The following is a 12,829-nucleotide window of genomic DNA, read 5'->3' as shown; positions in this document are numbered from 1 at the left end:
CTTGTTACGCGAAGACAATCACCCCCGCGCCAATTCGCCGACCAGTTCCGGAAGTCCGTTGCTGGCGGCCTGCACATTGGCGAGCACTTCGGCCATGGTGATCTCCTCACCATCACCGCACCCGGCGGCCCAGTTGGCAACGATCGCCAGGCAGGCGTAATCCAGCCCCAGCTCACGCGCCAGCGCCGCTTCGGGCATGCCGGTCATGCCGACCAGATCGCAGCCATCGCGGCGCATGCGCGCGATCTCGGCGATGGTTTCCAGCCGCGGGCCCTGGGTCGCGCCATAGCAGCCGCCATCGTGGACCTTCACACCGGTCACCTTCGCCGCCGCCAGGATCTTGCTGCGCAGCATCGGCGTATACGGATGGCCGAAGTCGACGTGCACCACGTCGGTGCCCTCTTCTTCGCAGATCGTGCTGATGCGGCCCCAGGTGTAATCGATTACCTGATCCGGGCAGGCCAGCACGCGCGGCCCGAAATCGTCACCGATGCCACCGACCGTGTTCAGCGCCAGCACCCGCTGCGCGCCGATCTGCTGCAGCGCGGCCAGGTTGGCCCGGTAGTTGATCTTGTGCGGCGGCAACGAATGGCCTTCACCATGGCGTGCAAGGAAGGCCACGCGATGACCGAGCAATGTCCCGACCCGCACCGGGCCGGACGGCTTGCCGAAGCGGGTGTCGACTTCGTGGGTCTGCACGTCGTCAAGCTTGGCCAGGTTGTAGACACCGGTACCGCCAATCACGGCCAGGGCGATCTGTTGCATGGAAAGCACTCCAGAGAAAAAAGAACGCCGGCACCCGAGGATGCCGGCGGCAGGAAACGCAGGCCGCAGGCGGCCGCGTTGTTATTCCTTCATCGCGTAGATGGCCGGCACGCAGCGCAGGGTTTCGTTGACGTCCATGCCGAAACCGAACACGTAGCGATCCGGCAGCTCGATGCCGGCATAGTCGGCGGTGACGTCCGGCAGCGCGCGATCGTGCTTCTTCACGGTCATCGCGGCAATGCGCACGTCGGTCGCGCCCTGCTCCAGGCACCAGGTACGCACGCCCTGCAGGGTGTAACCCTCGTCGAGGATGTCATCGACCAGCAGCACGCGGCGGCCGAACAGCGCCGTGGCCGGCTTGTGCTTCCACACCAGGTCGCCGCCGGTGGTCTCACCGCGGTAACGGGTGGCGTGCAGGTAATCGAACTGCACGTCCTGGCCACGCGCGCCCAGCTCCAGTGCCAGCTGGCCGGCGAACGGCAGCGCACCGTGCATGATCGACAGGAACAGCGGCACCTCGCCCTGGTAGTCGCGCGCAATGGCGTCGGCGATGCCGGCAATGGCCTTGTCGATGGTGGGGCGGTCGACCAGCAGGTCGGCTTGGGCCAGGGCCTGGGAAATGGTGAGGTTCGGCATCAGACGGTTCTTCCAAGGGTTTGCAGCAGACGGGATTGGGTGTCGCCATGGCGGGCATCGGCCAGCAGGCCATCCCAGCCAAGCGCGCCGCGGCCGAGCAGGCCCAGCAGCGCAGCGGTATTGAGGGAGCGTCCCTGCACCGCGTGCAGGGCTTCATCGACCAGCTCCGGGTGGCAGACCAGCACCACATCGCAGCCGGCATCCAGGTGTGCGTGCACGCGTGCCGGCACGCCACCGGCGCTGTGCGAGGCGGCCATGCCGATGTCATCGGAGAACACCACGCCGCGGAAGCCGAGCTCGCCACGCAGGATCTGCTGGATCCAGCGCGGCGAGTAACCAGCGGGTTCCGGTGCGACCTGCGGGTAGATCACGTGCGCCATCATCACCGCATCGGCGCCGGCGGCGATACCGGCCGTGAACGGGACCAGATCCTGTGCGCGCAGTTCATCCAGCGCACGCGGATCGATCGCGGTATCCACGTGGGTGTCTTCCAGCACGGTGCCATGGCCGGGGAAATGCTTGAGGGTGGCGGCCATGCCGACCGCATGCATGCCGCGCACATAGGCAGCGGTGAACGCGGCCACCACCTGCGGGTCTTCACTGAAGGCACGATCGCCGATGGCGCGATTGCCACGGCCGAGGTCGACCACCGGGGCGAAGCTCAGGTCCACGCCGCTGGCACGGACCTCACTGGCCATCAGCCAGGCGTGCTGCTCGGCCAATGCCAGCGCAGCGTCGGGATCCCTGGCGTACTGGACACCGATGTCCTGCAGCGGCGGCAGTTCGCTGAAGCCCTCACGGAAGCGCTGCACGCGACCGCCTTCCTGGTCCACGCAGATCAACTGCGGGCGCGGTGCGGCAGCGCGGATCGCCGCGGACAGTTCGGTCACCTGCTGCCGCGAAGCGAAGTTGCGCTTGAACAGCACCACCCCGGCCACAGCATCGTGCTGCAGCCACTCACGTTCCTGGGCGGTCAGTTCAGTACCGGCAACGCCGATCAGCAGCATGGTCGATCTCCACAACGGGCGCCCGCATGGCGCAGTGCCGCATTGTCGCAGAACCGGCCAACAGGCGCAGTGGTCAAAAAGGGGGACGGAGGGGATCAAGGCGCAATCGACCCACTGGTGCCGGATGCGACTCACCCCCCTCCGTCCCCTTCTGCGGGTCGGTCAGACCTTGCAGCCGTCCGCGCCGCAGGCGTCGTCGCCGCCTTCCGGGGCACCCTCCGCGCCCTGCCCTGCCGCCTGCTCGGCGGCGATCTGGCGCAGCGCGTTGGCGAAGGCTTCCGGGGGCTGGGCTCCGGAAACCGCCCAGCGGCCATCGATGACGAAGGTGGGCACCGAGGAGATACCCAGTGCGTGGGCCTGCGCCAGACTCGCTTCCACTTCGGCCAGGCCACGATCGCCGGCCAGCATCTGCTGGATCTCGTCTGCGGCAAGGCCACCGGCGGCGCCGGCCTCGACCAGCACCGCCGGGTCGGCCAGATTCTGTCCATGCTCGAAATGGGCGCGGAACAGCGCCTCACCGACGGCCTCCTGCACGCCGTGCTGGCCAGCCAGCCACAACAGGCGATGCGCCGGCAGCGTGGTTACCCGCACCTGGCCCTGGCTGAAGTCCATCGGCAGGCCCTCGGCCCGCGCAGCGGTCTGGGTCTGGCCCAGAATCTGCTCGGTGCGCTCGGCACCGCCGAACTTGCGCACATAGGCCTCGCGCAGTGGCACCGGGGTGGCGTCCGCATCGGGGTCAAGCTGGAACGGCTGCCAGTGGATCTCGAGTTCGGGCGCATCGGCGCCCAGCAACTGCACACCCTGCTGGAAGCGATGCTTGCCGATCCAGCACCAGGGGCAGACCACGTCGGAGTAGATGTCGATTCTCATCCCCCCGACATGGGGGCCTACACCCTCGAAAAAAGGGGACGGAGGGTTTCACCACTGTGAATAGGGGCGACTGGCCAGAGCGACGTTGTAGTAGCGGGCGTCGTCGGTCACTTCGGCGCCGATCCAGTCCGGCAGGTCGATGGCCTGGTCGGCGCTGTCCAGCTCGACTTCAGCGACCACCAGGCCGGCGTTGTCACCGAGGAACTCGTCCACTTCCCAGGTCAGGCCGGCGTACTCGACCAGATGCCGGCGCTTGTCGATCAGGCCGCCGACGCACAGCGCCAGCAGGTCGCGCGCATCCTGCACCGGAATCGGGTAGTCGAACTCCTGCCGGGTATGGCCCAGGGTGCGCGACTTCAGGTTCAGCGCGGCCTTGTCGCCTTCAATGCGGACCCGCACCGAGGCGTTCTGGGTGCCGCGGTCCAGCGCGCCCAGATCGTTGATGTAGCCCTGCGCCATCGGGATGACCCGGTGCGCGGCAGTGCGCCACCCATCATGGGTGACGAGGAATTTGCGTTCGATTTCGATGCCCATGGGCACAGTATGCGGCTCACGCCAGACGCTGCCTATCGGCGCGGCGACGGGCAGGACTACACTGCGCGGCCCCCCAACCATGGAATGGTCGCTCATGACGCTTTCCCATCGCCTTCGTCGCTGTCTTTCCCTGTCGGCGCTGCTGCCGTGCGCCGTTGCCAGCGCCGGATCGGCGACCGTACCTTCGCTGCAGCAGGCACAGGCTGCGATGGACCGGATGTTCGACCAGGCCGTTGCCGATCGCCCCGCCAGCGACAGCAGTCGCCTGGTTGCCGAGACCTTCCGGCCCCGTCTGCAGACCCTGGACAGCTGTGCCCCCGCCGAGGCCGGCGACGCCGTCGATTGCATCGCCACCGCCAGCGCAGGCATCGAATCGCGACCGCAGCTGCTGCGGCTGGCCCTGGTGGACGGCGTGTGGACACTGCCTGACCAGCGCAATGTGCCCGTACCGGCGCCGCCCCGGGAAAGGGTGCAGGCGCTGTTGCGCGAACGGATCGCCGGGCAGGCGCAGCAGCAGGCCGACCCTGCCCTGCGCGCACGTTTCGAACAGGCTGCCAGCACCCTGCAGGTGCAGGAAGTGAGGAACTGCGAGGTCGCCAGCGACAGGGCCGCCATCGAATGCACCGTGCGCGCAGGCGACGGCAGCGAGCACGGCGAGCAGTCCATGGCCTTCGTGCGCGTGGACGGCCAGTGGCAGAACGCCCCGGCCGACTGACCGCATTGCCTGCCTGCAAGCGGCAAGGCAGGCGCCGGGCAGCCCCCGGCGCTGCAGGCATCAGCGCTTTTCGAACACCGCGATGCTTTCCACGTGCGCGGTATGCGGGAACATGTCCATCGCACCGGCGCTGACCAGGGTGAAGCCCTGTTCGTTGACCAGGTAGCCGGCATCGCGGGCCAGCGAGCCCGGATGGCAGCTGACATAGACGATGCGCTTGAACTGCTTCAACGGCAGCTGCTGCAGCACTTCGATGGCGCCCGAACGCGGCGGATCCAGCAGCAGTTTGTCAAAGCCCTGGCGCATCCATGCCGTGCTGCGCTGGTCCTGGGTGAGGTCGGCGCTGTAGAACTGCGCGTTGGCCAGCCCGTTGCGCTCGGCGTTCTCACGCGCACGCGCCACCAGCCCGGCATCACCTTCCACGCCCACCACTTCGCGCACCTTGCGCGCCAGCGGCAGGGTGAAGTTGCCCAGGCCACAGAACAGGTCCAGCACGCGCTCGTCGGCACCCGGTTCAAGCAGGTCCAGCGCGTGGGCGATCATCTTCTCGTTGAGCTTGGCATTGACCTGGATGAAATCCAGCGGACGGAACGCCAGTTCGACATCCCACGGCGCCAGCCGGAACGAAAGCGCCACGCCCTGCCCGTCCAGCGGCTGCACGGTATCCACGCCGCCCGACTGCAGGTAGATGACAAAACCGTGCTGTTGGCCAAAGGCCGCCCAGGCGGCACGATCGGCATCACTCAGCGGCTGCAGGTGGCGCACGGTCAGCACCACGGCCTGGTCACCGGCGATGAACTCGATCTGCGGGATGTCGCGCTTGCCATCCAGGGATTCGATGAAGGTCGACAGCACCTCCACCTTGGTGCCGATCTCGGGGATCACGGTCAGGCACTGCTGCAGGTCCGCGACGAAGCGCGGGTCCTGCTCGCGGAAGCCGACCAGGGTCTTGTCCTTCTTCTCGACCCGGCGCACCGAGAACCGGCCCTTGCGGCGGTAGCCCCAGCTGTCACCTACCAGCGGCGGCAGCACGGTGCCCGGCTTCACATGGCCGATGCGCTCCAGGTTGTCCATCAGCACGCGCTGCTTGGCGACGATCTGCTGGTCTTCGTCCAGGTGCTGCAGCACGCAGCCGGCGCAGGTGCCGAAATGCGGGCACTTGGGGGTCACCCGCTGCGGCGAGGCCTGCAGCACTTCCACCGTGCGCGCTTCATCGAAGTGGCGGCTGCGGGCGGTCTGTTCGGCCATCACCACTTCGCCCGGCAGGGCGCCGCTGATGAAGGTGACCTTGCCGCCCTCGCCTTCACGGCGGGCAACACCGCGACCATCATGGCTGAGGTCGAGGATCTCGGTCTGGAAGGGAGTACGGTCGATACGGGAGCGGGATCGGGCCACGTGGCAACAGGCTGCGGGCAAAAGTGGGGGCGTATTGTCGCAGATCCTGACCAGCAGGGCCGCTGGCCGCTTGCGCCCGCCGCCGCCGTGCTTGATGATTGACCCCAGCTGACATGGAGGCAGCCCTGATGCAGATGACCCCGCGGGCCAGTCGACCCCGCTTCCTGCTTGTCGAGGACGACATCATCAGCCGTGGTTTTTTCAAAGCGGCGTTGGAAACGTTACCAGCGGATGTGGACACCGCCGACTCACTGGCAAGCGCCCTCGCGCGCGCCGAGCCCGGTGCCCACGATCTGTGGCTGATCGACGTCAACCTGCCGGATGGCAATGGTGCCCAGCTGTTGCACCAGCTGCGCCGCTCGCACCCGGACACCCCGGCGCTGGCGCATACCGCCGACGGCGATGCTGCCATTCACGCCCGCCTGCGCGAGGCGGGTTTCAGCGACACCCTGGTCAAACCGCTGGGCCGCGACCAACTGCTGAAGGCGGTCCGTCGTGCGCTGGTCAACAGCCCCGCCGGTTCCACGGTGCCGCCGGCGGCGGTCGAGCTGGCCCTGGAGGACTGGGACGAAACCGCCGCCCTGGCCGCGCTCAATGGCCAACGCAACCACCTGATCGCCCTGCGCGAGCTGTTCCTGGCCGAACTGCCGGGCGTGCGCGATGCGGTCGAACAGGCCGTGGACCAGCATGACGAGCGCCAGCTGCGCAGCCAGCTGCACCGGTTGCAGGCCAGCTGCGGGTTCGTGGGTGCAGCGCGACTGGCACGTGCGGTACGGCAGCTGCATCACACGCCCGAATCGGGGCAGGCACAGGCGGGGTTCCGCGCGGCGGTGGCTGCCCTGCTGCACTGAGGGTTGCTCGTCAGGGCTGCGCCCTGCACCCGCAGAGGCTTTCAAGCCAGAGCAACACCAAAGGCCACACCCAGAGCGGCTCTGGCCTTCTGCTTGCTGGGCGGGGCGGTGTGGGTTGGCAGGACACGCCGTAAACCCATCCCTGGGGGCTCGATGGCGCCATCCATGGCGCCAACGGTCCTGCCAACCCACACCGCCCCACCTCCCGACAGATTCCGTATGACGGCTGGTAGATCCACGCCATGCGTGGATGAATCTCCATCGAAATCGAATATTTCGATATTGGATCGAAGAGCATCCACGCATGGCGTGGATCTACGTGTCGACCAAGGTCGACACCTACCAGAGGCGGAAGCCGTTCCGACAGCTCGCGGACAATTGTCGAAGGCGGGGTGGGTCCGGTTGCGGGGGTGTCCGCGGCATGGATGCCGCGGCCAAGCCCCCATGGACGGGTTTACGGCGTCCCCCGCAATCGGACCCACCCCGCCTACCCACGGAATGCACGCTGTTGTTGTTGCTGTTGCTCTGGCTCGTGCCTTGGCCTCGGCAGGTGCAGGGCTGCAAGCCCTGCCGAACACCCCTCAACGCCGGGGTGTCAGCTGCTCCAGCATCTCCCACGACTTCAACCCGCGCGCGCCCAGGTGATGGGCCAGCACCCGCCGCATCGGCAGGCGCAGGCTGGCCAGATCGGCGGCTTCCGGTTCGTCGTCGGCTGCCAGGGCCAGCAGTGCCGAGCCGGTAGCCGCTGCGCGACGCTCGCCGCCACGCTCGCTGAGCAGGCGCTGCGGTCCTTCCTGCGGGTCCAGTTCATAGCGCGCCGCCGGGTCAATCGGCTGGCCATCGCTGGCGGTCTCCAGATCGAAACCCACGCCCAGCGCCGCCAGCAGCTCGCGTTCGAAACGGCGCAGGGTCCAGGCCAGTCCGGCCCCCACGGCCAGGCGCGCACGCGCCTCACCAAAGGCCAGGTACAACTCCGGCAGCGGGTCCTGGCGCGGTGCCAGGCGCAGGGTCAACTCGCTGAGATAGAACCCGGCCAGCATGGCCTGGCCGAGCAGGCGCGGCGCCACATCCAGCGCTTCAGCACCGCGCAGCTGGGCCAGTTCGCCACGCTGCAGCGCGCTGAAGCGGATCCACTGCAGTGGCTGAAGGGCCGCTCGCAGCACCTGGCCCTTGGCCGTGGAAACACCACGCGCGAGCAGGCCGATCCGGCCGTGCTCGGCGCTCAATACCTCGACCAGCAGGCTGGTCTCGCGATAGGCCCGCGCATGCAGCACGAAGCCGGTGTCGTCCTCGATCAGCATCGAAGCGACCGTCGCGGCTTATTCGTAGCCGAAGGCCTTCAGCGCGGCCTCGTCATCGGACCAGCCCTCACGCACGCGCACCCAGGTTTCCAGGAACACCTTGGCACCGAACAGACGCTCCATCTGCAGGCGGGACTTGGCCCCGATCTCCTTCAGGCGGGTGCCGCCCTTGCCGATCACGATCGCCTTCTGGCCTTCGCGCTCGACCCAGATCACCGCACCGATGCGCAGCAGGTTGCCGTCCTCGGTGAAGCGCTCGATCTCCACCGTGGTGGCGTACGGCAGCTCTTCGCCCAACTGGCGCATCAGCTGTTCACGCACCAGTTCGCCGGCCAGGAAGCGCTGGCTGCGGTCGGTGATCTCGTCTTCGCCGAACATCGGCGGGGCTTCCGGCAACAGCGCCAGCACGTCACGGACAAGGGCTTCCAGGCCGTTGCGCTTCTGCGCCGAAATCGGATGCACCGACGAGAAATCACGGCCGGCGGTCACTTCCTGCAGGAACGGCAGCAGTGCGCCCTTGTCCTTCATGCGGTCGATCTTGTTGACCACCAGCACCACCGGGATACCGGCGTCGCGCAGCACGTTGAAGGCCAGGCTGTCCTCTTCGTCCCAGCGACCGGCTTCGATCACCAGCAGGCCGGCGTCGACGCCTTCCAGCGAGCCGCGGGCAGCGCGGTTCATGACCCGGTTCATCGCCCGCTTCTGCACCTTGTGCAGGCCGGGCGTGTCGACCAGCACCAGCTGCCCTTCCGGGTAGGTGGCGATGCCCAGCAGGCGGTGACGGGTGGTCTGCGGCCGGTTGGACACGATGCTGACCTTGGCCCCGACCAAGGCATTGGTCAGGGTCGATTTGCCCACGTTGGGGCGGCCGATGACGGCGACGCTGCCGCAATGATGGGGAGTTTGTTCGCTCACTTGGAATCCAGTTGTTCAAGGACGGCCGCAGCCGCTTGTTGTTCGGCAATCCGCCGCGAGGAGCCTTCGCCCTCGGTGCTGGCGGCGGGGTCGGCTACGTTGCAGCGTACCCGGAAGTGTTTGGCGTGGTCGTCACCGGATTCTGACACCAGTTCGTACTGTGGCAACGCCTTCTGTCGGCCCTGCAGCCATTCCTGCAGGCGGGTCTTGGGGTCCTTCTCCGGTCGCCCGGTGGCCGGCAGCGCCTCCATCGAGGCGGCAAACCAGGGCAGGACCATCGCCCGGCAGGCTTCAAAACCCACGTCCAGGTAGATCGCAGCAACCACGGCCTCGAACGCATCGGCCAGGGTCGAGTCGCGGCGATGGCCGCCGGACTTCATTTCGCCGGGGCCCATCGTCAGCCGGTCACCCAGCTGCAGGGTCCGCGCGATCACCGCCAGCGCACCCTCGCGGACCAGCTCGGCGCGGGCGCGGGTCATCGCGCCTTCGTCCGCCTTGGGCCAGCGCAGGTACAACGCCTCGGCGACCATCATGTTGACGATGCTGTCGCCAAGGAACTCCAGCCGCTCGTTATGCGGCGCGCCGGCACTGCGATGGGTCAGCGCCTGCTTGAGCAGGTCTGGGTCGCGGAAGGCGTGACCGATCAGGTCTTCACGTTGGAAAGATTTATTCGGCACCGCTACGGGTCAGGTCCTGGGAAGAATCGAATTTGCCAACCACATCCAGGTTGCCGACCAGTTGGCGGCGCACTTCGTAGTTGACCTTGAGGGTCCAGCCATTGTCGCGACGGTCGAACTTGACGTTGGCCGGCTTCACGTTGTCCGAGTAGTTGATGTACAGCCGCTTGAAGAACAGTTCCTGGATGTTGGCCGGCGCCATGCTGCCGATGCCCGGTTCCTTGGCCAGGCTCTTCATCGCCGAGCGCACCGCGTAATACTCCTGGTACATCGGGAACAGCTTCATGCCGATGTAGAGGAAGAAGCCAACCACGATCAGGACCGTCAGGAACGAGGTCAGGGTCATGCCGCGCTGCGTGTTCATCGTCTTCATTGCGTTCTCCCCAGATACGCGAGTGGATGTGAAGTCAGTTGATGCTCGAGCCGATCCGCGACGGTTCGAAGCCGTCCTTGCAGAACCAGCCCTGGCAGTTCAGCCAGATCAGGAATGCCTTGCCGCGCAGGTTCTCTTCCGGCAGCAGGCCCCAGAAACGGCCGTCGTCGCTGTTGTCGCGATTGTCGCCCATCACCAGGTACTTGCCAGCCGGCACGGTCCACTGGCCCTGGCCACGCGGATAATCGGTCTCCAGCACGGTGTGGGTACGGCCCGGCAGGTGCTCGACCAGCAGGTTGGCGCCCTCGCCCTGACCCTTGTGGCCAGCGTAGATGCCCTTGTTGTCGTACTTCAGCGGTTCGCCGTTGAGGATAACCCCGTCGCCTTCGAACACGATGGTGTCGCCCGGCACGCCGATCACGCGCTTGATGAAGTTCTCGCCCTTGGCCGGGTCGTTGTCGCCATGGCCGGGGAAGTGGAACACCACCACGTCACCACGGGCCGGATCGCCGACCGGCACGAAGCGGGTGTTGGTGATCGGCAGGCGCAGGCCATAGGAGAACTTGTTGACCAGGATGAAATCGCCGATCAGCAGGTTCGGCATCATCGAGCTGGACGGGATCTTGTACGGCTCGGCGATGAAGCTGCGCACGATCAGCACGATCGCCAGCACCGGGAAGAACGCACGCGAGTAGTCCACCAGCACCGGCTCGGTGTCGAGCAGGCCGGCGCGCTGGGCGCGACGCTTGGCCAGGTACAGCTTGTCGGCCAGCAGGATCAGGCCGGAGGCCAGGGTCAGCACGACCAGGAGGATCTCAAACAGTTTCATTCAGGGTCCTTTGCAACGTCACCGGACGATCGGCCCTAAGGCCGGTTTCGGGGCTTATTTGTTGTCCATCTGCAGCACGGCCAGGAAGGCTTCCTGCGGAATTTCCACGCGGCCGACCTGCTTCATGCGCTTCTTGCCTTCCTTCTGCTTTTCCAGAAGCTTCTTCTTGCGCGAAACGTCGCCACCATAGCACTTGGCCAGAACGTTCTTGCGCATGGCCTTGACCGTGGTGCGCGAGATGATCTGCGAGCCGACGGCGGCCTGGATGGCCACGTCGAACTGCTGGCGCGGGATCAGGTCCTTCATCTTTTCGCACAGCTCGCGACCACGACGATCGGCATGGCTGCGATGCACGATCAGCGACAGCGCATCGACCTTGTCGCCGTTGATCAGAACGTCCACGCGCACGAACGGACCGGCATCGAAGCGCACGAAGTGGTAGTCCAGCGAGGCATAGCCACGGCTGACCGACTTCAGCTTGTCGAAGAAGTCCAGCACCACTTCGGCCATCGGCAGCTCGTAGCTGATCTGCACCTGGCTGCCCAGGTAGTTGATGCCGATCTGGCTGCCGCGCTTTTCTTCGCACAGCTTGATGATGTTGCCGATGTACTCCTCGGGAGTGAGCACGTTGGCGCGGATGATCGGCTCGCGGATCTCCTGCACATGGTTCACCGGCGGCAGCTTGGCCGGGTTGTCCATGTTGATGATCGTGCCATCGGTCTTCAGGACTTCATACACCACCGTCGGCGCGGTGCTGATCAGGTCCAGGTTGTATTCGCGCTCCAGGCGCTCCTGCACGATTTCCATGTGCAGCATGCCGAGGAAGCCGCAACGGAAACCGAAGCCCATCGCTTCGGAGCTTTCCGGCTCGAAGCGCAGCGCGGCATCGTTCAGGCGCAGCTTGTCCAGCGCTTCGCGCAGGTCCGGGTAGTCCTCGGCATCGACCGGGAACAGGCCGGCGAACACGCGCGGCTGCATTTCCTGGAAGCCGGGCAGCGGCTTCGGCGCCGGGTCGGCAGCGAGGGTCAGGGTGTCGCCGACGGGAGCGCCGTGCACGTCCTTGATGCTGGCGGTGACCCAGCCCACTTCGCCCGCGCGCAGTGCCGGCAGCACCTTGCGCTTCGGGGTGAACACACCAACGTTGTCGACCTGGTGGTTGCGGCCGGTGGACATCACCTGCAGCTTGTCACCGGCCTTGATCTCGCCCTGCATCACGCGCACCAGCGAGACCACGCCCAGGTAGTTGTCGAACCACGAGTCGATGATCAGCGCCTGCAGCTTGTCGGTATCGCGCGGCACCGGCGGCGGAATGCGATGCACGATCGCTTCCAGCACGTCGACCACGTTCAGGCCGGTCTTGGCGCTGACCGGCACGGCGTCGCTGGCATCGATGCCGATCACGGCCTCGATCTCGGCCTTGGCGCGCTCGATATCGGCGGTGGGCAGGTCGATCTTGTTGATCACCGGCACCACTTCCAGCCCCTGCTCCACGGCGGTGTAGCAGTTGGCCACCGACTGCGCTTCCACGCCCTGGGCCGCATCGACCACCAGCAGCGCGCCCTCGCAGGCGGCCAGCGAGCGGCTGACTTCATAGGAGAAGTCGACGTGGCCGGGGGTGTCGATGAAGTTCAGGTGGTAGGTCTGGCCGTCCTTCGCCACGTACGGCAGCGACACCGACTGCGCCTTGATGGTGATGCCACGTTCGCGCTCGATCGGGTTGGAGTCGAGCACCTGCGCTTCCATCTCGCGGGCCTGGAGGCCGCCACAGAGCTGGATGATGCGGTCGGCCAGCGTGGACTTGCCGTGGTCGACGTGGGCGATGATGGAGAAGTTGCGGATGTTCCGCATCGAATCAGAGGACATAGAGAGGTGGCGGCGGCGCGCGGCGTCGTCAGGGTAACGGTCGATTATCGCATGCCCGGAGGGCCACCGCGTGGTTGGCCTGCCGGCACGGCCCCGGA

General features: G+C 66.6%; 14 protein-coding genes. 2 read left to right on the top strand and 12 right to left on the bottom strand.

Annotation, left to right across the window (positions count from 1 at the left end):
• Window positions 1-18: 18 nt before the first annotated feature.
• The 5 genes from LC407_RS10230 to LC407_RS10210 form a co-directional block, all read right to left on the bottom strand.
• Window positions 19-765, bottom strand: coding sequence for an S-methyl-5'-thioinosine phosphorylase (locus LC407_RS10230; RefSeq protein ID WP_025879179.1), 747 nt, complete (start codon window positions 763-765; stop codon window positions 19-21).
• An 81-nt stretch (window positions 766-846) separates the two neighbouring features.
• A complete protein-coding gene (locus LC407_RS10225; RefSeq protein WP_025879180.1) occupies window positions 847-1,401 on the bottom strand; it encodes a hypoxanthine-guanine phosphoribosyltransferase in 555 nt (184 codons plus the stop codon).
• The gene (gene nagZ, locus LC407_RS10220; protein ID WP_223482775.1) at window positions 1,401-2,408 is read right to left on the bottom strand and encodes a beta-N-acetylhexosaminidase; all 1,008 of its coding nucleotides are present in this window, start codon (window positions 2,406-2,408) and stop codon (window positions 1,401-1,403) included. Before nagZ ends, LC407_RS10225 begins: the two co-directional genes overlap by 1 nt.
• 162 nt (window positions 2,409-2,570) lie before the next feature.
• A complete protein-coding gene (locus LC407_RS10215; protein ID WP_059064777.1) occupies window positions 2,571-3,278 on the bottom strand; it encodes a DsbA family oxidoreductase in 708 nt (235 codons plus the stop codon).
• A 48-nt stretch (window positions 3,279-3,326) separates the two neighbouring features.
• Window positions 3,327-3,812 (bottom strand): CYTH domain-containing protein, encoded by a 486-nt coding sequence (locus LC407_RS10210; protein WP_088101523.1) that lies wholly within the window; start codon window positions 3,810-3,812, stop codon window positions 3,327-3,329.
• A 94-nt stretch (window positions 3,813-3,906) separates the two neighbouring features.
• Here LC407_RS10210 and LC407_RS10205 point away from each other — a divergent pair, with 94 nt between their 5' ends.
• Window positions 3,907-4,527: a hypothetical protein gene (locus tag LC407_RS10205; protein ID WP_223482774.1), complete on the top strand. Its 621-nt coding sequence runs from the start codon at window positions 3,907-3,909 to the stop codon at window positions 4,525-4,527.
• Window positions 4,528-4,587: 60 nt separating this feature from the next.
• Here LC407_RS10205 and rlmD read toward each other — a convergent pair whose 3' ends face one another.
• Window positions 4,588-5,922: a 23S rRNA (uracil(1939)-C(5))-methyltransferase RlmD gene (gene rlmD, locus LC407_RS10200; RefSeq protein ID WP_025879185.1), complete on the bottom strand. Its 1,335-nt coding sequence runs from the start codon at window positions 5,920-5,922 to the stop codon at window positions 4,588-4,590.
• A 128-nt stretch (window positions 5,923-6,050) separates the two neighbouring features.
• On the opposite strand from rlmD, the gene LC407_RS10195 reads away from it, so the two are divergent.
• A complete protein-coding gene (locus tag LC407_RS10195; protein ID WP_025879186.1) occupies window positions 6,051-6,773 on the top strand; it encodes a response regulator in 723 nt (240 codons plus the stop codon).
• A gap of 581 nt (window positions 6,774-7,354) precedes the next feature.
• Here LC407_RS10195 and recO read toward each other — a convergent pair.
• The 6 genes from recO to lepA are packed head-to-tail and all read right to left on the bottom strand — an operon-like array spanning window position 7,355 to window position 12,716.
• On the bottom strand, window positions 7,355-8,074 hold the full coding sequence (gene recO, locus LC407_RS10190) for a DNA repair protein RecO (protein WP_025877120.1): 720 nt from the start codon (window positions 8,072-8,074) through the stop codon (window positions 7,355-7,357).
• Window positions 8,075-8,092: 18 nt separating this feature from the next.
• Entirely contained in the window at window positions 8,093-8,989 is an 897-nt protein-coding gene (gene era / locus LC407_RS10185; RefSeq protein ID WP_025877117.1) for a GTPase Era, read from the bottom strand.
• Window positions 8,986-9,666, bottom strand: coding sequence for a ribonuclease III (rnc, locus tag LC407_RS10180; RefSeq protein WP_032977092.1), 681 nt, complete (start codon window positions 9,664-9,666; stop codon window positions 8,986-8,988). Before rnc ends, era begins: the two co-directional genes overlap by 4 nt.
• Window positions 9,656-10,039: a DUF4845 domain-containing protein gene (locus LC407_RS10175; RefSeq protein WP_025877113.1), complete on the bottom strand. Its 384-nt coding sequence runs from the start codon at window positions 10,037-10,039 to the stop codon at window positions 9,656-9,658. Before LC407_RS10175 ends, rnc begins: the two co-directional genes overlap by 11 nt.
• 34 nt (window positions 10,040-10,073) lie before the next feature.
• Window positions 10,074-10,868 (bottom strand): signal peptidase I, encoded by a 795-nt coding sequence (lepB, locus tag LC407_RS10170; RefSeq protein WP_059064781.1) that lies wholly within the window; start codon window positions 10,866-10,868, stop codon window positions 10,074-10,076.
• A gap of 54 nt (window positions 10,869-10,922) precedes the next feature.
• On the bottom strand, window positions 10,923-12,716 hold the full coding sequence (gene lepA, locus LC407_RS10165) for a translation elongation factor 4 (protein WP_033832213.1): 1,794 nt from the start codon (window positions 12,714-12,716) through the stop codon (window positions 10,923-10,925).
• Between the last annotated feature and the right edge of the window lie 113 nt (window positions 12,717-12,829).

The sequence above is a fragment of the Stenotrophomonas sp. OVS01A genome (assembly GCF_019969775.1).
Lineage (GTDB): Bacteria > Pseudomonadota > Gammaproteobacteria > Xanthomonadales > Xanthomonadaceae > Stenotrophomonas > Stenotrophomonas indicatrix.
The sequence above is the reverse complement of the archived record's forward strand: the minus strand, read 5'-3'. Positions and strand labels throughout refer to the sequence as shown.